This is a genomic window from Nonomuraea sp. NPDC004186 (genome assembly GCF_053603495.1).
Genome location: NZ_JBSGFQ010000086.1, coordinates 26448 through 50326, shown reverse-complemented (window position 1 = coordinate 50326; position 23879 = coordinate 26448). Strand labels below are relative to the sequence as shown.

The 23879-nt window shown below is 71.8% G+C and carries 20 protein-coding genes; 15 read left to right on the top strand and 5 right to left on the bottom strand.

All coding sequences use genetic code 11. The annotated features are described in order from the left end of the window. Positions 1 to 126 precede the first annotated feature (126 nt). Positions 127 to 765, top strand: a complete 639-nt coding sequence (locus ACWEPL_RS46585; RefSeq protein ID WP_350736787.1) for a GntR family transcriptional regulator — start codon at positions 127 to 129, stop codon at positions 763 to 765. Positions 766 to 968: 203 nt separating this feature from the next. Here ACWEPL_RS46585 and ACWEPL_RS46580 read toward each other — a convergent pair whose 3' ends face one another. Further along, positions 969 to 1772, bottom strand: a complete 804-nt coding sequence (locus ACWEPL_RS46580; protein ID WP_452440027.1) for a DUF1932 domain-containing protein — start codon at positions 1770 to 1772, stop codon at positions 969 to 971. Between the two features lie 112 nt (positions 1773 to 1884). Here ACWEPL_RS46580 and ACWEPL_RS46575 point away from each other — a divergent pair, with 112 nt between their 5' ends. The 4 genes from ACWEPL_RS46575 (at position 1885) to ACWEPL_RS46560 (ending at position 5504) form a co-directional block, all read left to right on the top strand. Continuing rightward, positions 1885 to 2622: a PIG-L deacetylase family protein gene (locus ACWEPL_RS46575; RefSeq protein ID WP_452440026.1), complete on the top strand. Its 738-nt coding sequence runs from the start codon at positions 1885 to 1887 to the stop codon at positions 2620 to 2622. Further along, on the top strand, positions 2619 to 3317 hold the full coding sequence (locus tag ACWEPL_RS46570) for a 4-carboxy-4-hydroxy-2-oxoadipate aldolase/oxaloacetate decarboxylase (protein WP_452440025.1): 699 nt from the start codon (positions 2619 to 2621) through the stop codon (positions 3315 to 3317). The genes ACWEPL_RS46575 and ACWEPL_RS46570 overlap by 4 nt, the downstream gene beginning before the upstream one ends. Positions 3318 to 3322: 5 nt before the next feature. Then, positions 3323 to 4441, top strand: a complete 1119-nt coding sequence (locus ACWEPL_RS46565) for a 4-oxalomesaconate tautomerase (protein WP_452440024.1) — start codon at positions 3323 to 3325, stop codon at positions 4439 to 4441. Positions 4442 to 4547: 106 nt separating this feature from the next. Continuing rightward, complete coding sequence (locus tag ACWEPL_RS46560) at positions 4548 to 5504, top strand: VOC family protein (RefSeq protein ID WP_452440023.1); 957 nt, start codon at positions 4548 to 4550, stop codon at positions 5502 to 5504. Between the two features lie 3 nt (positions 5505 to 5507). Here the strand turns inward: ACWEPL_RS46560 and ACWEPL_RS46555 are convergent, their stop codons facing one another. Next, positions 5508 to 6107 (bottom strand): helix-turn-helix domain-containing protein, encoded by a 600-nt coding sequence (locus ACWEPL_RS46555; RefSeq protein ID WP_363967075.1) that lies wholly within the window; start codon positions 6105 to 6107, stop codon positions 5508 to 5510. Positions 6108 to 6231: 124 nt separating this feature from the next. Here ACWEPL_RS46555 and ACWEPL_RS46550 point away from each other — a divergent pair, with 124 nt between their 5' ends. The 3 genes from ACWEPL_RS46550 (at position 6232) to ACWEPL_RS46540 (ending at position 10493) form a co-directional block, all read left to right on the top strand. Next, positions 6232 to 7713, top strand: a complete 1482-nt coding sequence (locus ACWEPL_RS46550) for an NCS1 family nucleobase:cation symporter-1 (protein ID WP_452440022.1) — start codon at positions 6232 to 6234, stop codon at positions 7711 to 7713. Further along, complete coding sequence (locus tag ACWEPL_RS46545) at positions 7710 to 8441, top strand: aspartate/glutamate racemase family protein (protein WP_363967079.1); 732 nt, start codon at positions 7710 to 7712, stop codon at positions 8439 to 8441. The genes ACWEPL_RS46550 and ACWEPL_RS46545 overlap by 4 nt, the downstream gene beginning before the upstream one ends. 108 nt (positions 8442 to 8549) lie before the next feature. Further along, a complete protein-coding gene (locus ACWEPL_RS46540; RefSeq protein WP_452440021.1) occupies positions 8550 to 10493 on the top strand; it encodes a glycosyl hydrolase family 18 protein in 1944 nt (647 codons plus the stop codon). 50 nt (positions 10494 to 10543) lie between these two features. Here the strand turns inward: ACWEPL_RS46540 and ACWEPL_RS46535 are convergent, their stop codons facing one another. The 3 genes from ACWEPL_RS46535 to ACWEPL_RS46525 form a co-directional block, all read right to left on the bottom strand. Beyond that, entirely contained in the window at positions 10544 to 11401 is an 858-nt protein-coding gene (locus ACWEPL_RS46535) for an aldo/keto reductase (protein ID WP_452440020.1), read from the bottom strand. A 77-nt stretch (positions 11402 to 11478) separates the two neighbouring features. Then, positions 11479 to 12423: a hypothetical protein gene (locus ACWEPL_RS46530; RefSeq protein WP_452440019.1), complete on the bottom strand. Its 945-nt coding sequence runs from the start codon at positions 12421 to 12423 to the stop codon at positions 11479 to 11481. A gap of 12 nt (positions 12424 to 12435) precedes the next feature. Then, complete coding sequence (locus ACWEPL_RS46525) at positions 12436 to 15897, bottom strand: serine/threonine-protein kinase (protein WP_452440017.1); 3462 nt, start codon at positions 15895 to 15897, stop codon at positions 12436 to 12438. Positions 15898 to 16126: 229 nt separating this feature from the next. Between ACWEPL_RS46525 and ACWEPL_RS46520 the strand changes: the two genes are divergently transcribed. The 7 genes from ACWEPL_RS46520 (at position 16127) to ACWEPL_RS46490 (ending at position 23814) form a co-directional block, all read left to right on the top strand. Beyond that, the gene (locus tag ACWEPL_RS46520; protein WP_449907865.1) at positions 16127 to 17128 is read left to right on the top strand and encodes a LacI family DNA-binding transcriptional regulator; all 1002 of its coding nucleotides are present in this window, start codon (positions 16127 to 16129) and stop codon (positions 17126 to 17128) included. Between the two features lie 15 nt (positions 17129 to 17143). Then, entirely contained in the window at positions 17144 to 18409 is a 1266-nt protein-coding gene (locus tag ACWEPL_RS46515; RefSeq protein ID WP_452440016.1) for a sugar ABC transporter substrate-binding protein, read from the top strand. After that, positions 18406 to 19281, top strand: coding sequence for a carbohydrate ABC transporter permease (locus ACWEPL_RS46510; protein WP_363967092.1), 876 nt, complete (start codon positions 18406 to 18408; stop codon positions 19279 to 19281). The genes ACWEPL_RS46515 and ACWEPL_RS46510 overlap by 4 nt, the downstream gene beginning before the upstream one ends. After that, positions 19281 to 20087 (top strand): carbohydrate ABC transporter permease, encoded by an 807-nt coding sequence (locus ACWEPL_RS46505; protein WP_363967094.1) that lies wholly within the window; start codon positions 19281 to 19283, stop codon positions 20085 to 20087. Before ACWEPL_RS46510 ends, ACWEPL_RS46505 begins: the two co-directional genes overlap by 1 nt. Before the next feature lie 10 nt (positions 20088 to 20097). Then, positions 20098 to 21468 carry a sulfatase-like hydrolase/transferase gene (locus ACWEPL_RS46500; RefSeq protein WP_350736728.1) on the top strand — a complete coding sequence of 457 codons (1371 nt, stop codon included), beginning with the start codon at positions 20098 to 20100 and terminating at the stop codon, positions 21466 to 21468. Between the two features lie 78 nt (positions 21469 to 21546). Further along, positions 21547 to 23046 carry a multicopper oxidase family protein gene (locus tag ACWEPL_RS46495; RefSeq protein ID WP_452440014.1) on the top strand — a complete coding sequence of 500 codons (1500 nt, stop codon included), beginning with the start codon at positions 21547 to 21549 and terminating at the stop codon, positions 23044 to 23046. 42 nt (positions 23047 to 23088) lie between these two features. Beyond that, positions 23089 to 23814 (top strand): TetR/AcrR family transcriptional regulator, encoded by a 726-nt coding sequence (locus ACWEPL_RS46490; protein ID WP_355201410.1) that lies wholly within the window; start codon positions 23089 to 23091, stop codon positions 23812 to 23814. Positions 23815 to 23879: the final 65 nt, after the last annotated feature.

Below are 23879 nucleotides of genomic sequence, written 5' to 3'. Positions count from 1 at the left end.
GGAACTTACCGGAGCTCACCGACAGACCGGGTCTAAACGATCAAAGCCCAAGGTCCGCGCGGGTTCAGGCCTCCTGGGATAATTGTCGATAATATTGTCAACGAAGCTCAACTACGGGAGGATTCCGTGACCCCTGAGTCCCCGCTGGAGGAGACGCTGACCGACCGGCTCAGAGCGGCCGTGCTCGGCGGGGACTTCGTGCCCAACCAGCGGCTGGTCGAGGCCGACGTGTGCGAGCAGTTCGGGGCCACCCGCGCGGCCGTGCGCGAGACGTTCAGAGAGCTGGCCTCGGAGGGGCTGGTCGAGATCCTACGCAACAAGGGCGCCCGCGTCCGGGCGATCTCCAAGGCGGAGGCCATCGAGATCACGGAGGTGCGGATGGTGCTGGAGGGCCTGTCCGCCGCCAAGGCCGCCGAGCGCGTCACCCCCGAGCAGGCCGGTCGGCTGCGGGAGATCGTCGCCGAGATGCGCGCCGCCGTGGAGCGCAACGACCTCGACCGATATTCCGAGCTCAACGCGACGCTGCACGCCAAGGTCCGCGAGATCGCCGCCCACCAGACCTCGGCGTCGATCATCGAACGGCTGGGGGCGCAGGTGATCCGGCACAAGTTTCGCCTGGCCCGGCAGCCGGGGCGAGCGGCGCTGTCGTTGCCGCAGCACGAGCTGATCGTGGCCGCCATCGTCGCCCGCGACCCCGAGGCGGCGCAGACGGCCATGCAGCAGCACCTGCGCAGCGTCGCCAAGGCCCTCGAGGCCACCGACTGACGAGCCACCACCACCCCGGAGACCACCAACCGAGGGCCACCACCACCCCGGCGGCCACCCAACAGACCACCACCACCCCGGAGACCGCCGACCGACGAGCCACCACCACCCCGGCGGCCACCCAACAGACCACCACCACCCCGGAGAGACCACCGACCGACGGGCCACCTTCGCCTTGGAGGCCACCGACGGGCGGGCCGCCATCACGACCTGCCCGGGGAGGGTGGGACGCCAGCGCGGGTCACCTCTTCCAGGGTGGCGGCCGTGGCGGCGGTCATGGCGTGCGGCACCCCGAGCGACTCCAGCATCCGGGTGGCCGCGTGCATCTCGTGCACCCGGCGCACGCTGTGCTGCCCCGCCCCCTCCAGCAACCGCACCACGAACCGCTCGTCGGCCGCGGACACCGTCTCCAGCAGGTGCTCCCAGAACCACTCCCCCAGCCCCGCCGCCTCGGCGGCGCGCCGGGACTCGATGACGAGCGCGCTCAGCCCCTTCACCAGCACGCTCCGCAGCAGCTTGCGGGCCGCCGCGTCGCCGGGCGAGCCGCCGATCGGCGTCACGTCCATGCCGTGGCGGCCGGCGAAGTCGGCGAAGCGGGCCGCGTCGTCGCCGCTGGCCAGGATGGGGGTCGCCAGGCCCCGCAGCGGGATGGGCGCCATGATCGCGCCGTCCACGGCCGACGCGCCCGCCGACGCCACCAGCTCGGCGATGCGGAGCTTGTCGCCGGGCGCGCTCGTGGACAGGTCGGCATAGAGCGCGCCGGGCCTGAGGTTGGGGCGCGACTCCTCGCAGGCGGTCAGGCTGTCGGCGCCGGTGGTCACGGCGATGACGACGTCGGCCCCGCGTACGGCCTCGGCGTTGCACGCGACCAGCGGCGGCCCGCCGGACGGCGACGGCGGGTGGGCGGGGTCGTAGACGCGGAGCGGGACCCGCGGGGCGAGGCCGCGGGCGAGGATGTGGCCGACCTCGCCGTAGCCGAGCATCGCCACCTGCATGAGAGAAGCCATATCGTTGACAATATTGTCGAAGTCCACGCTCGACCAGGCCAGATGTTGCGCTAGAGGCAGATTGCCGATGAAACTGTTGACAATCTGATCGATCGACTCGTAGCGTCAGCGAGTGACCTCGGCAAAGACCCCCACACTTCTGGTGATCAGCGCCCACGCGGGCGACTTCGTCTGGCGCGCGGGCGGCGCCATCGCGCTCGCGGCCGGCCGCGGCGAGCGGGCCAAGGTGGTCTGTCTCAGCTTCGGCGAGCGCGGCGAGTCCGCGAAGGCGTGGCGCGCCGGCCGCACTCTCGACGAGATCAAGGCGATCCGCCGCGAGGAGGCGCAGAACGCCGCCGCGGCCCTGGGCGCCGAGGTCGAGTTCCTCGACGCGGGCGACTATCCCCTGGTGGAGACCCCGGAGCTGGTCGACCGGCTGGTGCGGATCTACCGGGAGGTCGAGCCCGACGTGGTGCTGACGCATCCGCTGGCCGACCCGTACAACGGCGACCACCCCGCCGCGGCCCGCATGGCGCTGCAGGCGCGCGTGCTGGCGCAGGCCGCGGGCTACGACGCGCCGGGCGAGCCGCTCGGCGCGCCGCCCGTGTTCTTCTTCGAGCCGCACCAGCCCGAGCAGTGCGACTTCAAGCCCGACGTGCTGCTCGACATCACCCCGGTGTTCGACAGGAAGCGCAAGGCGATGGAGTGCCTGCCGGCCCAGCAGCACATGTGGGACTACTACACCGACCTCGCCAAGCGCCGCGGGGTGCAGCTGCGCCGCAACGCGGGCCCCAACCTCGGCCTGCCGCACGACACCATGGGCGAGGCCTACATGCGGCTCTACCCGCAGGTGACGGACGTGCTGGCATGAGACACGTGATCGTCACCGGCACGCCGCGGGCGAGCCTCGACCGGATCGACACCCTGGCCGCGTACGGCGTCGCGACCGTCCACGAGGCGCTCGGCCGCACCGGCTACCTGGGGCCCGGGCTGCGCCCCGCATGGCCCGGGTGCAGCGCGGGCGGCAACGCGGTCACGGTGCTGTGCTGGCCGGGCGACAACCTGATGATCCACGTCGCGGTCGAGCAGTGCCAGGAGGGCGACGTCCTGGTCGTGACCACGACCTCGCCGTCCACCGACGGGATGTTCGGTGAGCTGCTGGCCACCTCGTTGCGCTCCCGGGGCGTGCGCGGGCTGGTGATCGACGCGGGCGTGCGCGACGTCGCCGGGCTGCGGGCCATGGGCTTCCCGGTGTGGAGCGCGGCCGTCAGCGCCCAGGGCACGGTCAAGGCGACCCCCGGCGCGGTCAACGTGCCCGTCACCGTGGGCGGGCAGCTCGTCCGGCCCGGCGACACGATCCTCGGCGACGACGACGGGGTGCTGGTGGTGCCGCGGGGCGACCTGGAGCGGGGCATCTCCGCCTCCGCCGCCAGGGCCGCGAAGGAGGCGGCGGCCCGCGAGGCGTTCGCCAAGGGCGAGCTGGGGCTCGACCGCTACGGCCTGCGCGAGCGCCTGCCCGGGCTCGGCATCACGTACGTGACGGCCTCCGACTACGGACCGATGTGACGGGCGTGGGCGACGACGACCGCCGACCACGGACCAGCGCGACGAGCATCGGCGACGACGGCGGCGTGCGGTGCATGCTGATGCGCGGCGGCACCTCCAAAGGCGCCTACTTCCTGGCCGACGACCTCCCCGACGATCCCCGCGAGCGCGACGACCTGCTCCTGCGTGTCCTGGGCAGCCCCGACCCGCGCCAGATCGACGGCATCGGCGGCGCCCACCCGCTCACGAGCAAGGTGGCCGTGGTGTCGCCCAGCGCCGATCCCGGCGCGGACCTCGACTACCTCTTCCTCCAGGTCGCGGTGGACGAGCCGGCCGTCTCCGGGCGGCAGAACTGCGGCAACCTGCTCGCCGGCGTCGGCCCGTTCGCCGTGGAGCGCGGCCTCGTCCGTCCGCGAGGCGACGACACCGAGGTCCGCATCCGCCTGGTGAACACCGGCGGCCTCGCCACCGCCCGCTTCCCCACCCCGGGTGGCCGCGTCGACTACCGCGGCGGCACGGCCATCTCCGGTGTTCCGGGCACGGCCGCGGCCGTGGTGCTCGGGTTCGAGGACACCGCCGGCTCGGGCACGGGGCGGCTGCTGCCCACCGGCCGCGAGGTGGACGTGATCGACGGGATCGAGGTGACCTGCGTCGACAACGGCATGCCGGTCGTCGTGGCGGCCGCGGAGGACCTCGGCATCACCGGCTACGAGCGGTACGAGACGCTCGCGGCCGACGCCGGGCTCCGCGAGCGCGTGCAGTCGCTGCGCGTTCAGGCGGGCAAGCTCATGGGGCTCGGCGACGTCACCGGCGAGGCCGTGCCCAAGACCACGCTGGTCGCGCCGCCCCGCGACGGCGGCGCGCTGTGCACCCGCACGTTCATCCCGGTCCGGCCGCACACCGCGATCGGGGTGCTCGGCGCGGTCAGCGTCGTCACCGCCGCGCTGCTCCCGCACGGCGTGGCCCGGCGCTTCGCCCGGCTGCCCGGGGGCGCCCGCGTGGACGTCGAGCACCCCACCGGCCACCTGGAGGTCGAGGTGGAGCTCGACCTGTCCACCAGCCCGCCGACCGCGGTGCGGGCGGCGAACGTACGCACCGCGCGCAAGCTCTTCGATGGCACGGTCTTCCCCCGCCCCCAAGATTGAGATGCCGCCCGACGTGGAGATACCGCCCGACGTGGAGATGGCCGCAAGATCGAGATACCGCCCGAGGCCGAGATGCCCCCGAGGTTGAGATGCCCCCGAGGTTGAGATGAACGCTCTGCTGCACGACATCGCCCACCTCGGCCACGTCGAGCTGCTCACTCCCGAGCCGGAGCGGAGCCTGTGGTTCTTCACCGAGATCCTCGGCATGACGGCCGCCGGGCAGGACGGCGACTCGGTCCACCTGCGCACGTACGACGACTACGAGCACCACAGCCTCACGCTGACGGCCCACCGCACCTCGGGCATCGGCTCGACCGGACTGCGGGCGAGCAGCCAGGAGGCGCTGGAGCGCCGGGTGCGCGCGATCAAGGACGCCGGGCTGGGCATCGGCTGGCGCGACGGCGCCCCGGGCCGCGGCCCGACGTACGCCTTCCGCGACCCCGACGGCCACGAGCTGCGCCTCTACTGGGAGTCGCAGTGGTACGAGGCGCCCGAGGAGCTGCGTCCCGCGCTGAAGAACCAGCCGCAGGCGTTCCCCGCCCGCGGGGTGGGCGTGCGCCGCCTCGACCACGTCAACTTCCTGGCCGCCGAGGCCGCGACCGCCGGGGCCTTCGTGCGCGACGTGCTCGGCGCCCGGGTGACCGAGCAGATCATGCTGGACAGCGGCCGGATCTCCGCCCAATGGCTGCACTTCGCGAACAAGTCCTACGACCTCGTCTACACCGACGACTGGTCGGGCGCCTCGGGCCGGCTGCACCACCTCGCGTTCGCCACGAACACCCGCGAGGACATCCTGCGGGCCGCCGACCTCTGCCTGGACAGCGGCGTGTTCATCGAGACCGGCCCGCACAAGCACGCCATCCAGCAGACCTTCTTCCTGTACGTCTACGAGCCCGGCGGCAACCGCGTCGAGCTGTGCAACCCGCTGACCAGACTCATCCTGGCGCCCGACTGGCGGACGGTCACGTGGACGGAGGCCGAGCGGGCCAAGGGCCAGGCGTGGGGGCTGAAGACCATCGCCTCCTTCCACACGCACGGCACCCCGCCCATCCCCCCCGGATGATGCTCAGCGGTGCACGATCAGCCAGGTGGCGACGGCGGTGACGGTGCCGGAGCGGTTGCCGATGATGTGCGGCCGGCTGCACGGGAAGGTGATCGAGTCGCCCTTGGACAGGGTGATGACCTCCGACTCGAACTCGATGGTCAGCTCCCCCTCCGTGACCGTGCCCACCTCGTACCCCTCGTGCTTGAGGAACTGCCCGTGCGCCGTGGAGACGGCGTTCGGCGGGTAGGTGGACTCGAAGAACTCCACGTCCGGCGTCGGCCCCGGTGACAGTCGGCGGAACGTCACTCCCCCGCTGAGCTGTATCGGTGCGACCTCCCAGGCCCGCCTGATCGCGAAGCCGGGCGACGCGGAGCTCGTGCGGGGCTCCTCCTGCGCGTCGAAGACGGCCGCCAGGGGCACCCCGATGGCGGAGACGTACGCGATGAGCCGGCTCACCGAGGGGCGCATCGTCCCCCGTTCGATCTGCGACACCGCGCTGGCCGAGATGCCCAGCTCGCGCGCCACCGCCCGCAGCGACTTCCCCGAGCGGGTGCGCAGCTCGCGGAGCCGCTGACCGAGGCGCTCGTTGCCGACCGCTTCCAGGTCAGTTCGGCTGTCCATCGTCTCCGTCACACGGGATTAACACAGGCGCAATCATCACCCGGCCGTCAAGGCATACATTAACAAGAGGTGTTAAGTGGTCACTTAACACTCGGATGCAGGTCACCCCCCAAGGATGCCGCACATGACAGAGCCCACCGTCTCGGTAACGCAGTCCCCTCCCTACGACCCGCGGCTGACGAACGAGGACCTCGCGCCGCTGCGCGAGCAGACCTGGTCGTCGTACAACATCGTCGCCTTCTGGATGTCCGACGTGCACAGCGTCGGCGGCTACGTCACCGCGGGCAGCCTGTTCGCGCTCGGGCTGGCGAGCTGGCAGGTGCTCTTCGCGCTGCTGGCCGGCATCGTCATCGTCAACGTCTTCTGCAACCTGGTGGCCAAGCCCAGCCAGGTCACCGGGGTGCCGTACCCGGTGATCAACCGCGCCGTCTTCGGCGTGCTCGGCGCGAACATCCCCGCCATCGTGCGCGGCGCCATCGCCATCGCGTGGTACGGCGTGCAGACGTACCTGGCCTCGCAGTCGCTCATCATCGTCTTCCTCAAGTTCTGGCCGGCCACCGCCGCGCTGAACGAGCCGAGCTTCCTCGGCCTGTCCGCGCTCGGGTACATCTGCTACGCGATCCTGTGGGTCGCGCAGGCGGCCGTGTTCTGGCGGGGCATGGACGCGATCCGGCGGTTCGTGGACTGGGCCGGGCCTGCGGTGTACGTGGTCATGGTCGTGCTGGCCATCTACCTGGTGAGCAAGGCAGGCTGGGAGAACATCAGCCTGGACCTGTCGCAGGGCGACAGCCTCGGGTTCGGCGAGTCGATCCCGGTCATGCTGAGCGCGATCGCCCTGGTCGTGTCGTACTTCTCCGGGCCAATGCTGAATTTCGGCGATTTTTCGAGGTACGGCCGGTCATTCCGGGCGGTGAAGCAGGGCAACCTCCTCGGCCTGCCGGTCAACTTCCTGTTCTTCTCGATTCTGACGGTCATCACCGCCTCGGCCACGGTCCCCGTCTTCGGCGAGCTCATCACCGACCCGATCCACACCGTGCAGCGCATCGACACACCGTTCGCGATCCTCCTCGGCGGCCTGACCTTCGTGATCGCGACCGTGGGCATCAACATCGTCGCGAACTTCATCTCGCCCGCGTTCGACTTCTCCAACGTCAACCCGCAGCGGATCAGCTGGCGCACCGGAGGGATGATCGCGGCGGTCGGCTCGGTGGTGCTCACGCCGTGGAACTGGTACGGCAACCCCGACGCCATCCACTACACCCTCGGCCTGCTCGGCGCGCTGATCGGCCCGCTATTCGGGATCCTCATCGCGGGCTTCTACGTGTGCGCGCGGCAGCGGGTGGCGGTGGACGACCTGTTCAGCCTCGATCAGTCCGGCCGCTACTGGTTCAGCAAGGGTTACAACCCCAACGCGATCTGGGCCACCGTCGCGAGCGGCGTGCCCGCCATCGCCTCCGTGCTCGTGCCCAAGATGCTGCTCGACCTCGGAGTCACGACGGCCGACCTGTCGTGGATCGCCGACTACAGCTGGTTCATCGGCTGCGGGCTGGGCTTCGTGGCGCTGGTGGCCCTGGAGCGGCGCGTGCCAAGGATCGCCGCGGCATGACGTACCGCATCAAAGTGATCAACCCGAACACCGCCCTGGCCATGACCGAGTCCATCGGTCGATGCGCCAGGGCGGTGGCGTCGCCGGGCACCGTCGTCACGGCCGTCAGCCCGAATATGGGGCCGGAGTCGATCGAGAGCCACTACGACGAGGCGCTCGCCGTGCCGGGGGTGCTGGCCGAGGTCGCGGCGGGCGAGCACGACGGCGTGGACGGGTACGTGATCGCCTGCTTCGGCGACCCGGGCCTGGACGCGGCCCGCGAGCTGGCCATCGGCCCCGTGGTCGGGATCGCGGAGGCCGCCATGCACGCCGCCACCCTGGTCGGGCGCTCGTTCAGCGTGGTCACGACCCTGTCCAGGACCGTGGGCCGAGCCTGGGAACTGGCCCACCGGTACGGCTTCGCCGCCGCCTGCCGAGGCGTGTACGCCTGCGACATCCCCGTGCTCGACCTGGAGAAACCGGCCGCCCGCAGGACCGTGTCCGAGCTGTGCGCCGCGGCGGTAGAGCGCGACGGGAGCGACTCGGTGGTGCTCGGCTGCGCGGGCATGGCGTCGTTCTGCGCCGAGGTGTCGCGCGAGACGGGCGTGCCGGTGATCGACGGGGTGACGGCGGCGACCAAGCTCGTCGAGTCGCTGGTGTCGCTCGGGCTGCGGACGAGCACGCGCGGCGAGTACGCCCCGCCGCCGTCGAAGCGGTACTCAGGTTTACTCCGGGATTTCACTCATTGACGCCTCCACAGGCAGAGGCTAACGTCGTCTCATAACTTAAAGGAAACTTTCCTAATAGTTTCCTGACATCCCACCCCTCGTACACCCCCAACCGGATGTCGGAGAGTCATGAGACACAGTGTCCTGAGCAAGATCCTGGTGGCGTTACTCCTGCCCCTCACCGCCGTGGCGGTCGCCCCGCCGCCGGTCTCCGCCTCGGCGTACGCCGCCCTCGCCGAGTGGGCCCCGTGGACGGCGTACACGGCGGGCACGCACGTCACGTACAACGGCGTCGAGTACGAGTGCATCCAGAGCCACACCTCCCAGCCCGGCTGGGAGCCCCCGAACGTGCCCGCTCTGTGGAAGCCCTCGACCGGCGGCGGCACCGACACCACCGCCCCGTCGGTGCCCGGCAACCTGCGCTCGACCGGTGTGACCGCCAGCAGCGTCTCCCTGGCCTGGGACGCCTCCACTGACAACGTCGCCGTCACCGGCTACGAGATCTACCGAGGCGGCACCCTCATCACCACCGTCACCGGCACCACCCACACCGACACCGGACTGGCCGCCAACACCGCCTACAGCTACACCGTCCGCGCCCGCGACGCCGCCGGCAACCGCTCCGCCAACAGCAACACCGCCACCGCCACCACGACGGGCGGCGGCGGCACGGACACCAGCCCGCCGACCGTGCCGGGCAACCTGCGCTCGACCGGCGTGAGCGGCAGCACCGTCTCCCTCGCCTGGAACGCCTCCACCGACAACGTCGCCGTCACCGGCTACGAGATCTACCGAGGCGGCACCCTCATCACCACCGTCACCGGCACCACCCACACCGACACCGGACTGGCCGCCAACACCGCCTACAGCTACACCGTCCGCGCCCGCGACGCCGCCGGCAACCGCTCCGCCAACAGCAACACCGCCACCGCCACGACCACGGGCGGCGGAGGCGGCGGGAACAAGGTGCTCGGCTACTTCGTGCAGTGGGGCGTCTACCAGCGCGGATACCACGTCAAGAACATCGACACGAGCGGCTCGGCGGCCAAGCTGACCCACATCAACTACGCGTTCGGCAACGTGCAGAACGGCCAGTGCACGATCGGCGACAGCTACGCCGACTACGACCGCTTCTACCAGGCGGGCGAGAGCGTGGACGGCGTGGCCGACACCTGGGACGCGGGCGCGCTGCGCGGCAGCTTCAACCAGCTGCGCAAGCTCAAGAAGAAGTACCCGAACCTGAAGGTGCTGTTCTCCTTCGGTGGCTGGACCTGGTCCGGCGGCTTCACCCAGGCCGCGCAGAACCCCACGGCCTTCGCCAACTCCTGCTACAACCTGGTCGAGGACCCGCGCTGGGCGGACGTGTTCGACGGCATCGACATCGACTGGGAGTACCCGAACGCCTGCGGCCTCACCTGCGACTCCAGCGGCTCGGCGGCGTTCAGGAACGTCATGTCGGCGCTGCGCTCCCGCTTCGGCTCCGGCAACCTGGTCACCGCGGCCATCACCGCCGACGGCACGAACGGCGGCAAGATCGACGCGGCCGACTACGCGGGCGCCGCGCAGTACGTCGACTGGTACAACGTCATGACGTACGACTACTTCGGCGCCTTCGCGCCGCAGGGCCCGACCGCCCCGCACTCCCCGCTCACCTCCTACTCCGGGATCCCGACCCCGGGCTTCTACTCCGACGCCGCGATCCAGAAGCTCAAGGGCAAGGGCGTGCCGGCGAGCAAGCTGCTGCTCGGCATCGGCTTCTACGGCCGCGGCTGGGCCGGCGTCACGCAGGCCGCGCCCGGCGGCACCGCCTCGGGACCCGCGCCGGGCACGTACGAGCAGGGCATCGAGGACTACAAGGTGCTCAAGACGCGCTGCCCGTCCACCGGCACGGTCGCGGGCACGGCGTACGCGTACTGCGGCGGCCAGTGGTGGAGCTATGACACGCCGAGCACGATCGGCGGCAAGATGAGCTACTCAAAGAGCCAGGGCCTCGGCGGCGCCTTCTTCTGGGAGCTCAGCGGCGACACCACGAACGCCGAACTCCTCACGGCCATGAAGTCCGGCCTGAACTGACCACCGCCCCACGGCGGGCCCCTGGAACCAGGAGCCCGCCGTGGAGCCCGTCAGCGGGCGGCCGCCGTCAGCTCGCTCACCTGCTCACCCGTCAGCTCCACGGTGGACGCGGCAAGGTTCTCCTCCAGATGGGCGACCGACGACGTGCCCGGAATCGGCATCATCACCGGCGAACGCGCCAGCAACCAGGCCAGGCTGACCTGCGCGGGCGTGGCCCCGACGGCCTTGGCCACGTGGTCCACGGGACTCCCGGCCACCGCCAGCGCCCCCTTGGCGATGGGGCTGAAGGGAATGAACCCGATCCCCTGCTCCTCGCAGTGCTCCAGCACGCCCTCCGAGAACGCGTTGGTGAGGCTGTAGCGGTTCTGCACGGTGACGATCTCGACGATGCGCCGCGCCCGCTCCAGCTCCTCGACGCTCACCTCCGACAGGCCGATGCTGCCGATCTTGCCCTCGTCCCGCAGCGCCTTCAGCTCGCCGAGCTGGTCCTCCAGCGGCACCTCCGGGTCGATGCGGTGCAGCTGCAGCAGGTCGATCCGGTCCACCCCGAGCCGCCGCAGGCTCATCTCGACCTCCTGCCGCAGGTACGCGGGCCGCCCCACGACCACCCACTGCCCCGGCCCCGGCCGCACGAACCCGGCCTTGGTGGCGATCAGCAGCCGCTCCGGGTACGGGTGCAGCGCCTCCCGGATGATCTCCTCACTGATGTAGGGCCCGTAGGAGTCGGCGGTGTCGATGAGATCGACGCCCAGCTCCACGGCCCGCCGCAACACCCGCACGGCCTCGTCGTGATCGCGCGGCGGCCCCCAGACCCCGGGCCCGGTGAGACTCATGGCCCCGAAACCGAGCCGGTGAACGGTCTTGTCACCGATGGCGAACGTGCCGGTGGACTGGAGCTCTATGGACATGCGGGGTTCCCCGTTCGCTATCGTCTGGGCCGTTTACGCACCTCCCATCTTCCCGTGGACACCACACGTCTCCCCCATCAGGGCGCGGGCTTGGCGTCGCTGACGACGCCCGCCGCCAGGTTGGTGCCGAAGTACTGCACCCGCCACGCTCCCCCGCTCTTCGACCCGGTGCGGGCCTCGAAGCGGCCCTGGCTGAGGACCGGGCTGTCCCGGGTCAGGGTGCTCTTGTTGACCGAGTTGAAAGCCCCGGACGGCGCGCCCGGCTTGCGGTAGAAGACCCAGATGCGCTGGTTCCCCAGCCCTTCCCAGGAGGCTCCCGGCCTGCCGCGCAGCCGTCCCGAGTGGACGGTGCTGCCGCCCGCCCGCCGTACCGCGTAGTCGAGCTGTGTCGCGTACCGCTGCTCGGCCGTCGCCTCCACGAACACCGCCGCGCTCACCGCCCCGATCACCTCGGGGCCGCTGCGGACCTCGGCCCGCCATTCGCCGCTCTCCATGACGGGCGCCTGGGCGAGGAACCGGCCGAGGTCGTCGGTGACCGCGTCGGCGAGCTCGCGCCAGCCGCACGTCTCCTGCTCCTGGTACGCGATCACGACGGGCAGGCCGGCCGCCGGGCCGGAGGCGCCGTTCTTGACCAGCTCCAGCCGGCCGATGAGCCGGATCAGGTCGCCCCTGGGGACCTGCCGGGGCTGCGCGTCGAAGGACTCGAACCGCGCCTCCGCCTTCGCCCCGCGCCGGTCCACGTCGAACTCGTGCACGGCCGTCGCCCGGCCGGCCCGCGCCTCGACCTGCCACGTTCCCTCCGGGTCGGCGGGCCGGAGGGTGTGCGTGGCCAGCCAGTCGCACGGCGGCGGCTGGGCGGCGAAGTCGAGCGGTACGCGCGTCCCGTCCGGGCTCAGCAGCCGGCCGCGTAACCGGGTGGCGTTCGCGGTGGACACCTCGATCCGGAGCGCGACCTCGCCGGTGTCCAGGACGACCGGCTGTGGCGTCACCTGGATGGCGACGATGTCGGGCGAAGCCTGCATTGTCTCCTCCTGTCAGCAGATCTCGCGGTAGGGCGTGCCGGGGATGAGCCGGTCCCACTCGCTCCGGGAGAGCGAGCGCCCGGCCCTGGCGCACAGGGCGGCGGCCACGCCGGCGGCGGTGGCGGGCTGGTCGCCGAGCGTGCCGTCGGTCCGCAGCCAGCGCAGCTGCCCGGCGTCGAAGGCCAGCGCCACCACCTCGCCCGCCGGGTACACGGCGGGCGAGCCGAGCGGGGCGCGTTCGGCGACGTCCCAGAGCTGGACGCGGTTCGAGCCGCCGACGGCCAGCGTCCGCCCGTCGGGCGAGAACGCCAGCACGTCCACCGCCCCGAACCCCTTGAGCGGCAGGTGGGCCAGCTGCCGGCGGTCGGCGGCGTTCCAGAGCGTCACCCCGGCGGCCAGCGCGCCGGTGGCGATGACCTTGCTGTCCGGGCTGTACGCGATGGCCCGCACGCCGTCCGCGCTCTCCCCGAACGGCCTGGTGACGGCCTCGGCGCCGCCCAGCGACGCGAGCGCGCCGTCCGCGCCGTTCACCGCCAGCTCCCGCCCGTCGGGGCGGAAGATCATCCCGGAGCCGCCGGGGACGCTCAGCGTCCGCGTCCTGACCCCGCGGCGGACGTCCCAGAGCTGGACGTCGCGCCAGTTGTTCGCGGGCGGGGTGACGGTCTCCTGGAAGGGCGCCACCGCCAGCGTCGTACCGTCCGGGGCGAACGCGAGCCCGCCCACCTCGCTCGCGCCTTTGACGGGGAACGTCCGGTCCTTCGCGCCCGTCGTCAGGTTCCAGAGCGTCACCCGCGCGGGATCGGCCGTCCCGACGGCCAGGAGCGTGCCACCGGGGTTCAGTGCCATCGCGGTCGGGGACACCGGCAGGGCCGCCGGCCGCGCCGGCTCATCCAGGCGCCAGACCTCCACCCTGGGCCGCCGCACTATCACCGTCCGCCGCGCGGGGTCGATCAGCCCGGCCTCGACCCCGGGGGCCAGCGTGCGCGGGCGGGTGAGGTCGGAGACGTCCAGGGTCACGACCGTGCCGTCGAGCAGGCCGAAGGCGAGCGTGCCCGGGCCCAGCCGGAGGCCGGACACGAGCTCGCCGACCGGATGGGACAGCAGCCGGGTGCCGTTCCGCGACCAGAGGGCCAGGTCGGAGCCGTCGTAGGCGGCCAGGTGGCGGCCGTCCTGGCTGAAGCGCAGCGCGCGGGCCCCGAATCCCTTCAGCACCGGCTCCCGCCAGCGCCGCGCGACGAGGTCCCAGAAGCGGACCTCGCCGCCCGCCCGTACCGCCAGCTCGCGCCGCGCCGGGTCGAACGCGAGCGCCGCGCCGGGGAGCCGGGCCAGCACGCCCTGCCAGTCGCGCAGCTCGATCCGGCCGCCGGGCAGGGTCGTGGCCATCAGGGCGTCGTCGGCGGAGAAGGCGACCTCGGTGGCGTCGCCGACGGCCAGCGGGCGCTGGCTGGTGAGGTCCCACACCCGCACGCGGCCCTCGGCCGTGGTGGCCGCCAGCAGCAGCCGCCTGGGGCTGAACGCCAGCCGCTGCGCCCCCTCCCCGAACTCGGCGACCCGCACCCCGCGCTCGGTGTCCCAGACGGAGATCGACCGCTCGCCGGCCACGGCCAGCCTGCGGCCGTCGGCGCTCAGCGCGATCGCGCTCACGGGCCCGCTCACCCCGCCGAAGGCTCGAGCGGGCCGCCCGGTGGTCGCGTCCCACAGCGTGAACCTGCCGTCGTCCAGCACGGCCAGCCGCGTGCCGTCGTCGCCGAGGTCGAAGCGGGCCGAGCCGGAGACCGGGCCGGGGCGGAAGGCCGAGCGCTCGCGCTGGGCCAGCGAGGCGTACATGGCGGAGCGCGCCTCGGCCACCGGCGCGATCCGCCACGCGGCCACGCTCAGCAGCAGCGCCGTCAGCGGGTCGCCGGCCCGGGTCCGGTTCGCGAGCGCGGCCACCCGGCGGGCGGCCGACGTGTCCCGCTGGCGCGTGCCCAGCACGTCCTGCACGACCACGACCCCCACCGCGGCCAGCAGCACCGCGACGAGCGCCGCGATCGTGCCCCGGACGCGCCGGCGCCGCCTGGCCAGCTCCCGGGTGCGCTCGCGGGAGGCGTCCAGGAACGCCTGCTCGCGCTGGTTCGGCCGGAGCGGCCCGCGCCCGTTCGCGGCCCATTCGACAGTCTCGTCCAGGACCGTGCCGCGGTAGAGGTCGTCGGGGCGGCGGCCGTTCGCGTGCCACACGGTGGCCGCCCTGTTCAGGGCGTCGTGGACGCTCAGCGCCGCGCGGTCGGCCTCCACCCAGTCCCGCAGGCGCGGCCACGCCCGCAGCAGCGCCGCCCCCGCCAGCGTGATCGACTCGCCCTTGTGGACGAGCAGGCCCGCGTCCGTGTACGCCTGGAGCACCCGCTGCACGCCGGCCGGGTCCAGCGCGCCGTCGACGAGATCCCGGGTGGCCGCGTCCCTGAGCGCGGTCTCGGCGCTCTCGTCGGAGCGGACCATGCGCAGCAGCGCCGAGGGGACGAGCGCCTGGTCCTCCGGGCTGAGCCGCCCGTAGACGGTCTCGGCGACCTCGGCCGGCGGCGGCTCGGCCGGATCGGCGGCCAAATCGACGGGGGGCCTGACCTCGACGGCGGCCCGGCTCCCGCTGCTGAGCAGCCCGGAGAGCCCGCCCTGCGAGAGGCCCGGCCCGTTGACGGCGCTGTTCATGGCGATGAGGTCGAGCAGGAGGGAACGCGCCGGCGGGCGAGCCTGGGCGTCCGCCGACATCGCCTCGGTGACCAGGCGCCGCAGCGGCTCCGCCAGCACGGTGAAGTCGGGCCGCGTGCCGGTCACCTGGTAACGCAGGAGGGCGAGGTCGCCGGAGAACGGCGACCGCCCGGTGGCCGCGTACAGCATCATCGCGCCCCACGCCCACACGTCCACGGCGGATCCGCCGCGCTGCCCGGCCAGCCGCTCGGGCGCCATGTACGGCGGCGTGCCCGCCGCGAACCCGCCCTCGGTCGTCTGCGACATCTCGCCCGTTCTGGCGAGCCCGAAGTCGATCACGCGCGGCCCGTCGGGCCCGAGCAGCACGTTGCCCGGCTTCAGGTCCCGGTGCACCACGTCCGCGTCGTGGATGGCGGCCAGCGCCGTGGCCACCCCGACGGCCAGCCGGTGCAGCCGGTCGGCGTCGAACGGCCCGTGCCGCTCGACGGCCGTGCGCAGGCTGGGCCCCTCGATGTGCTCGCTCACGATGTACGGCGCGGGCCCGTCGAGGTCGGCGTCGATGATGCGGGCCGTGCAGAACGAGGCCACCTTCCGCGCGGCCGTCACCTCCTTGACGAAGTCGGCCCGGGCCCCGGCGTGCTCCAGGAACTCCGGGCGGATGACCTTGATCGCCACCCGCCGGCCGGCGTCGTCGTAGGCGTCGTACACGACCCCCTGCCCGCCCGCGCCCAGCCGGCCCGCCAGCCAGTATTCGCCCAGTTGTGCCGGGTCGCCCGGCAAAAGAGGCGTCACAGGAACCCAAGCTAGCGATTGCCCACGATCGCGCGCCACCGGGTAGTCCCTAGGGAAAACCCGAGCCGATGGGGTTGATCCGGCGAACGTCGGAGGCATACGGTGCTAATCGATTAACACGTCGTCGCACTGCTCGGTGAGAATCATCGACGCGCCGACCTTCCTATCCACATCAGCGGCCAGAGATTTCCCTTTATTTCTATAGGGAATGCTAGGTTATACGACTAACATGAGACCTACAGCGCGACAAGTGGCCGAGCTGGCGAACGTGTCAGTGGCGACCGTCTCCTACGTGCTCAGCGGCCGGGATCGCCCCGTCGCCGCCGAGACGAGGCAGCGGGTGCTCGAGGCAGCCAGGCAGCTCGGCTACACCCCCAACCAGGCCGCCAGGAGCCTGCGCAAGCGCCGCACCCAGCGGATCTGCCTGGTGCTCAGCTCGCTCGGCGGCGTGCCGAGCGACGAGCGCCTGGCCACCGACCTGCACGAGATGGCCGACGCCCGCGGCTACTCCGTGGTGACGCTCGCCGTCTACTCCGAGGCCCGCGCGAAGGCCGCCGTCGACGTGCTGCGCGGCGGCGTCGCCGACGGCGCGCTGATCAACCTCGCCGGCGACCACCTCACCCGCGACCTGGTCACCGGGCTCGCCGGCACCGGGCTGCCGATGGTGGTCCTGAGCAACGAGGACGGGCTCGAGGGCTGCGACGTCGTACGCACTCCGGAGACGGAGGCGTGCGCGGAGGCGGTCGAGCACCTGCTGGCCCAGGGCAGGCGGCGCATCGCGTTCCTGGCGCACCGCCACGAGCTCCACCGGGAGCAGCCCGCGGGCCGGCTGCTCGGCTACACGACCGCCCTCGACCGGCACGGCGTGAGCGAGCGGATCATCACCACGGGCGCGGACGACCGCGTGGCGGCCTACCAGACCGCCGCCGAGCTGCTGCGCTCGCCCGACCGCCCCGACGCGATCTTCGCGGCCTCCGACCGGGCCGCGATCAGCGCGATCTGGGCAGCCAGGGACGCCGGGCTCAGCGTGCCCGGCGACGTCGCGATCGTCGGCGCCGGCAACATCGACGAGGGTCTCATCAGCAATCCGCAGCTCAGCACCGTCGGCCCGCTCCGCCACGACTACACCGACGTCGCACGCCTGCTCTTCGACCGCCTCCAGGCCGAGGAGCAGCCACCCGCCCGCGAGATCGTCCGCTCCTGGACCTTCCTGCGGCGGGGCTCTTCGTAGAAGGGAAAACCCGAGATGTCCTCCCCTCTGTCTCGCCGTGACCTGCTCCGCCTGGCCGCCGCCACCGCCGCCGTACCCGTCCTTTCATCTTGCGCCGGCGCGCCGACCACCCAGGCCGCCGCGCCCGGGACGTTCACCGTCTACTGGAACGCGGGCCACGACTACCAGGCCTACCGGAAGGTGATCACCGAGTTCGAGCAGGCCAACAAGGTCAAGGTCAACCTGCAGAAGTACCAGTGGCCCGACCTGCGCACGCGGCTGCTGGCGGACTTCGCCTCCGGGACCGTGCCCGACCTGGTCGAGGAGCCCGGCGGGTGGGTGCAGGAGTTCGCCGTCTCCGGCAACGCCCGCTCGCTGCAGGAGTACGTCGACCGCGACGGCCAGGCGATGGGCTTCCCCTCCGACTGGCAGCCGGTCACCGTGGAGCGCAACTCGTACCAGGGCAAGGTGTACGGCGTGCAGCTCCACCTGACCTGCAACACGCTCTTCTACAACAAGGCCATGCTCAGGGACGCCGGGGTGGAGGTGCCGGCCACGTGGGAGGAGTTCCTGGCCGCCGCCAAGAAGCTCACCAAGGACGGCGTGTACGGCGTCGCGCTCAACCAGGACTACACCTACCTGTGGCCCTGGCTGACCCAGGCCGGCGTCACCCCCTACGACCCGTCGACCGGCAAGGTCATGACGCCGGTCGAGGACGCGGTCGCAGCCCTGCAGTTCCAGGCCGACCTCGTCCACAAGCACAAGGTGGCCCCGGTGCCGGTGTCGGGCACCGACTACTCGGGCCCGCAGAAGCTGTTCTCGGCCAAGCGCGCCGCGATGATCTTCACCGGCCCGTGGGACCTGGAGCCGATCAGGAAGACCAGCCCTGACATCGAGGTGGGTGTCGCGCCGCCGCTCAAGCACAAGACGCAGGCCACGCAGGCGGCCGGGGTCAGCATGTTCGTACCCGCCAAGGCCGCCAGGCCCGACCTGTCGTGGGACTTCATCAAGCGCATCACCGCCATCGAGGTCGAGCAGGCCGCCACCAAGGAGACCGGCATGCTCATGCCGCGCGTCTCCTGGACGAAGCTGCCCGAGGTGGCGTCGAACGAGGTCACCAAGGTCTTCGCCGACGCTCTCCCGTACGCCAAGGACTCCTCCCAGCAGGTGCGCCTCACCGGGCAGCTCGGCAAGTGGGAGGAGCAGCTCAAGGTCATGTACCAGCAGGTGCTCATCCAGAACCAGCCGGCCGCCGAGGCGCTCGCCGCGTTCACCAAGTCGGCCGAGGGCTTCCTGCGGTGATCAGGCCCCGCACGCTCGCCGGTCGTTACGCGCGGACGGCCTACCTGTTCCTCCTTCCCGCCATCCTGTTCTTCGCGGCCTTCTTCTACCTGCCGATCGGCAACGTCGTGGCCACCAGCCTGCGCTCCGGGCCGCAGGCCGACCAGTGGGCCGGGCTGGGCAACTACACGCAGGCGCTGGCCGACCCGGCGGTGCGGCACTCGTTCCTGGTCACGGTGGCCTTCGCGGTGGCCGTGGTCGTGGGCTCGATCGTGCTCGGTCTGGCCCTGGCGATGGCGCTCGACCAGCCGCTCAAGGGGCGGGTGGCGTTCCGGGTGCTGCTGCTGGTGCCGTACCTGACCTCCGTGGCGATCGTCGGCCTGCTGTGGCGCAACATCCTCGACCCCGAGCTGGGCGTGCTGAACCGGGTGCTGCTCGCGGCCGGGCTGCCCGCGCAGCAGTGGCTCAACACCGCGCCGCTGCTCACGATCGCCGCGGTGACGCTGTGGCAGAGCGTGGGCTACACGATGGTGCTGTTCCTGGCCGGGCTGCAGGGCATCCCCGAGACGTACCACGAGGCCGCCAAGATCGACGGGGCCGACTCGTGGCGGCGCTTCTGGCGCATCACGCTGCCGCTGCTGGCTCCCACGACGCTGTTCGTGTCGGTGATGGCGGTGATCTCGGGGCTGCAGGCGTTCGGGCAGGCGTACATCATCACGGGCGGCGGGCCAGGCGACGCCACCGACCTGTCCGTCTTCCACATCTTCAACGTGGCCTTCCGCACCAGGGACTTCGGCTACTCCTCGGCGCAGTCGGTGCTGCTGCTGATCGTGATCGTGGCGTTCACGCTGGTCCAGCTCCGGGCGGGGCGGCGCGGGGAGGTCGTGTACTGATGCGCAGGACGCTGCTCTACCTCCTGCTCGGGCCGGCCTCGCTGGTCATGGTGGTGCCGCTGCTCTACATGCTGTCGCTGTCGCTCCAGACCGAGGCCGAGACGCTGTCGGCCGAGGCCGTGGTCTGGCCCGAGTCGCCGCAGTGGGGCAACTACGCCGAGCTGTTCGCCCGCGCGCCGTTCGGGAACTTCATCGTCAACAGCCTCGTCGTGGCCGGCGCCATCACGCTGGCGCACCTGATCTTCGACCCGCTGGTCGGGTACGTGTTCGCCAAGTTCCGCTTCCCGCTGCGCAACACCCTGTTCGTGGCGCTGCTGGCCACGCTCATGGTGCCGTTCTTCGTGCGGATGATCCCGCTGTACGTGCTCATGGCCAACCTGGGATGGCTCAACACGTACCAGGGGTTGATCACGCCGTTCCTCATGGACGCGTTCGGGATCTTCCTCATGCGGCAGTTCATCCAGCCCATCCCCGACGACCTGATCAGCGCGGCCCGCATCGACGGCGCCTCCGAGCTGGGCATCTACCGGCGGATCATCCTGCCGCAGACGCGGCCCGCGCTGGCCGTGCTCGGGCTGTTCACGTTCGTCTTCCAGTGGAACGAGTTCCTCTGGCCGCTGGTCGCCACCACGACGCCCGAGATGCGCACCATTCCCGTCGGGCTCACCCTGTTCAACCAGGAGTACTTCACGTTGTGGCACCTCACGGCCGCGGGCTCGGTGATCCTCTTCGTCCCCACCGCCGTCCTTTTCATCTTCACCCAGCGATACTTCGTGCGCGGCATCGCGCTGACCGGCCTCAAATAGGAGTCATTTCTTGCGTCCGAACGTGATCGTCGTCTTCACCGACCAGCAGCGGTGGGACACCGTCGGCCCCTTCACCCCCAACCTCGACAGGATGGCCAGGCACGGCACGCAGGCCACGGTCGCGCTCACGCCGCAGCCGGTGTGCGCGCCCGCCCGCGCCGCGCTGCAGACGGGCCGCTACCCGACCACGACCGGCGTCCACCGCAACGGCCGCGTGCTGCCGCCCGAGGAGCGCACGCTGGCCCACCACTTCGGCGCGGCCGGCTACGCCACCGGCTACATCGGCAAGTGGCACCTCGGCGGCGGCGAGCCCGTCCCGGCCGACCGGCGCGGTGGTTACCGGTCGTGGCTGGCCGCGAACGCGCTGGAGCACACCTCGGACGCCTACCGAACGATCGTGTACGACGAGGCGAACGAGCCCGTGATGCTGCCCGGCTACCGCTCCGACGCCCTCGTGGACGCGGCCATCAGGTACGTCGCCGACCACCACGAGGAGCCGTTCTTCCTGTTCCTGTCGTTCCTGGAGCCGCACCACCAGAACGAGGTGGACAACTACCCGGCCCCCGACGGCTACGAGGAGCGTTACCAGGGCCGCTGGATGCCGCCGGACCTGGCCGCCCTCGGCGGCACCGCCCACCAGCACATGGGCGGCTACCTGGGGCAGGTCAAGCGGCTGGACGAGGGGCTCGGGCGGCTGCTGGACGCGCTGCGCAGCATGGACCTGCTGGACGACACGATCGTGGCGTACACCTCCGACCACGGCAACCACTTCAAGACCCGCAACGGCGAGTACAAGCGCTCGTGCCACGACGCCTCGCTGCGCGTGCCCCTGGCGCTGCGCGGCCCCGGCTTCGACGGCGGCGGTGCCGTCTCCCGGCCGGTCAGCACCATCGACCTGCCTCCCACGCTCCTGGAGGCCGCCGGGCTGCCCGTCCCCGACGGGATGCAGGGCCGCTCGTTCCTCCCGCTGGTCCGGGACCCCGGGGCGGCGTGGCCCGAGGAGGTGTTCTTCCAGGTGAGCGAGTCGGAGGTGGGACGCGGGATCCGTACCTCGCGCTGGAAGTACTACGCCGTCGCCGAGGACGCCCACCCGTGGGACGACCCCGCCTCCGACCGCTACCGGGAGCAGGCGCTGTACGACCTGGAGAACGACCCGCACGAGCTGGTCAACCTGGCGGGGTTCCCGTCGCACGCCGGGGTGGCGGCGGAGCTGCGGGAGCGGCTCGTCCGCCGGATCGCGGAGGCCGAGGGGGCCGAGCCGGTCATCGAAGCGGCCGTCGAGCGACCGGCGCCGCCGCAGGCGATGACCGACCCGGAGGTGCGGCTGAGCGGCTCCAAGCCGGTCCGCTTCGGCCACCAGCGCCCGCCCGGCACGCGCTAGGGATCTCCATCGGCGTGGCGAGGGGATTTCGCCCGTTACCCTCCGTAATCTCGCCTGGTGAGCGGAGGGAGAGGTGTCGTGGGTGGTTGGTCGAGTTCGTGGGGTACGGGCGGGCGGGTGTCCCGCCGGGCGTTCGTCACCGGCACATTCGCCAGTGCGCTGGCCGGCGCCGTTCCCCTGCTGGGGGGCCCGCCCGCGGCGGCGCAGCCGCGGCCCCGGGCGATGGTGCTGCGGGCCCGGCCCGCGACGGTCACCTTGGGGCGGCGCACGGTGCGCACCTGGACGTACAACGACGAGGTCCCCGGCCCGCAGATCAGGGTCATGGCCGGTGAGCGGGTCCGCGCGAAGCTGGTCAACGACCTGCCCGCGGCGACCACCGTGCACTGGCACGGCATCAGGCTCGACTTCCCCATGGACGGCGCGCCGGGGTTCAGCCAGGAGGCGACCCAGCCGGGCAAGACGTTCGACTACGACTTCACCGTGCCCGATCCCGGCACGTACTTCTACCACTCGCACGTCGGCACCCAGCCCGACCGCGGCCTGTACGGCACCCTGGTCGTCCTCGACCCGCGGGAGCCGCTCGACTACGACGAGGAGTTCACCGTCGTGCTCGACGACTGGCTGGACGGCATCGACGGGACTCCCGACGACGCCCTGGCCCGGCTGAACGCCTCCACCGACCACGACGACACCCTGCGCAGCGAGGCGCTCGGCGGCGTGGCGGCGGAGATGGTGCACCCGCTCTACCTGGTCAACGGCCAGGCGCCGGACGCCCCCATGACCTTCCGCACCGCGCCGGGCCGCACGGTCAGGTTCCGGGTGATCAACGCGGCGTCCGACACCGCCTTCCGGGTGGCGCTCGGCGGGCATCGCATGACCGTCACCCACACCGACGGGTTCCCGTGCCGGCCCGTGGACGTGGACACGTTCCTCATCGGCATGGGCGAGCGCTACGACTTCCTGACCCGGCTCGACTCGGGCGCGTTCCCGCTGGTCGCGATAGCGGAGGGCAAGCGGGGGCGGGCGTTCGCGGTGGTGCGGACGGATCGGCGGGCGGAGGCGCCGGCGAGCACCGTCCAGGTGCCGGAGCTGACCGAGCGGATGCTGGCGTACCGGGACCTGGAGGCCCCGTCGTCCCTCGATCTCCCCCGCCCGTCCAGGGCCATCACGGTGACGCTCGGCATGCGCCCGTCCGGCAACGAGTGGACGATGAACGACAAGGTCGCCGGCGACCACCTGCGGCTGCGCGTGGACCGGGGGGAGACGGTCCGGCTGATCCTGGACAACCAGTCGCCCATGTGGCACCCGATGCACCTGCACGGCCACACGTTCCAGCTGCGCCTGGCCGACGGCAGCGGGCCGCGCAAGGACACCGTGAACATCAAGCCGCGCCAGCGGCTCCACCTGGACGTGCTCGCCGACAACCCCGGCGAGTGGATGTTCCACTGCCACAACCTGTATCACCAGGAGCAGGGCATGATGGGCGCCATCGGCTACGGCCCCGCCCGGACCCCGGCCCCGGCCCACGCCGGCCACCGTCCCCAGCAGCACGACCGCAAGCGGAAGCGTCGTCGCTAACACTGTCCGCACATGCGTACAACGTGCGCTATGGTGAGGGGCATGGCGAAAGACGAGCAGTCCATCCCCTCGGTGTGGGCGCGGCCCCGCCGCGAGCGGGAGCAGCCGGCGCTGAGCCGCGACCAGATCGTGGCCGAGGCCGTCCGGCTGCTCGACGAGGAGGGCATCGACGCCCTGAGCATGCGCCGCCTCGGCAGCCGGCTCAACGCCGGGGCGACCTCGCTCTACCGCCACGTGGCCAACAAGGACGAGCTGATCGAGCTCGCCGTGGACGCGGTCTACGGCGAGCTGCCCCTGCCCGAGGAGACCGACGCCACCCGGTGGCGGGAGGTCATCGCGCGCATCGCCCACGGCCTGCGCGCCACGATCCTGCGCCACCCGTGGATGGCCGCCAAGCTCGGCGAGGTGGGGCTGGCCTACCTGGGGCCCAACATGCTGCGCCAGACGGAGCACATGCTCGGCGTCTTCGAGTCCGCCGGGTTCCCGCTCGACGAGGCCGACCAGGCGATGAGCACGCTCGTCGCGTACGTGCTCGGCGTCACCACCAGCGAGGCCGCGATCCTGTCCATGATCGCCCGCAGCGGTCAGACCGAGCAAGAGTGGGTGGAGCACCTGTGGCCGGCGGCCGAGCGGGCCGTGCAGGACTACCCGCGGCTGCGCGCCCGTTACGCCGCGCAGCGCGGCCAGCTCTCCTCCCAGGCCGACCAGGACGGCTTCGAGTACGGCCTCCAGCGGGTCCTCGACGGTCTCCAGTCCCGCCTCGGCTGAACCCCATTTCGAGCCCTGCTCACGTGTGACATAAGCCTGCCATCGGTCTTGCGACGCGGCCTCGG

Bases quoted from the DNA above. Each gene is read 5' to 3' on its own strand.
- ACWEPL_RS46580 (WP_452440027.1), bottom strand. From the start codon at position 1,772: ATGGCTTCTCTCATGCAGGTGGCGATGCTCGGCTACGGCGAGGTCGGC.
- ACWEPL_RS46570 (WP_452440025.1), top strand. From the start codon at position 2,619: ATGAGACACGTGATCGTCACCGGCACGCCGCGGGCGAGCCTCGACCGG.
- ACWEPL_RS46560 (WP_452440023.1), top strand. From the start codon at position 4,548: ATGAACGCTCTGCTGCACGACATCGCCCACCTCGGCCACGTCGAGCTG.
- ACWEPL_RS46555 (WP_363967075.1), bottom strand. From the start codon at position 6,107: ATGGACAGCCGAACTGACCTGGAAGCGGTCGGCAACGAGCGCCTCGGT.
- ACWEPL_RS46550 (WP_452440022.1), top strand. From the start codon at position 6,232: ATGACAGAGCCCACCGTCTCGGTAACGCAGTCCCCTCCCTACGACCCG.
- ACWEPL_RS46545 (WP_363967079.1), top strand. From the start codon at position 7,710: ATGACGTACCGCATCAAAGTGATCAACCCGAACACCGCCCTGGCCATG.
- ACWEPL_RS46540 (WP_452440021.1), top strand. From the start codon at position 8,550: ATGAGACACAGTGTCCTGAGCAAGATCCTGGTGGCGTTACTCCTGCCC.
- ACWEPL_RS46535 (WP_452440020.1), bottom strand. From the start codon at position 11,401: ATGTCCATAGAGCTCCAGTCCACCGGCACGTTCGCCATCGGTGACAAG.
- ACWEPL_RS46530 (WP_452440019.1), bottom strand. From the start codon at position 12,423: ATGCAGGCTTCGCCCGACATCGTCGCCATCCAGGTGACGCCACAGCCG.
- ACWEPL_RS46520 (WP_449907865.1), top strand. From the start codon at position 16,127: ATGAGACCTACAGCGCGACAAGTGGCCGAGCTGGCGAACGTGTCAGTG.
- ACWEPL_RS46515 (WP_452440016.1), top strand. From the start codon at position 17,144: ATGTCCTCCCCTCTGTCTCGCCGTGACCTGCTCCGCCTGGCCGCCGCC.
- ACWEPL_RS46505 (WP_363967094.1), top strand. From the start codon at position 19,281: ATGCGCAGGACGCTGCTCTACCTCCTGCTCGGGCCGGCCTCGCTGGTC.
- ACWEPL_RS46490 (WP_355201410.1), top strand. From the start codon at position 23,089: ATGGCGAAAGACGAGCAGTCCATCCCCTCGGTGTGGGCGCGGCCCCGC.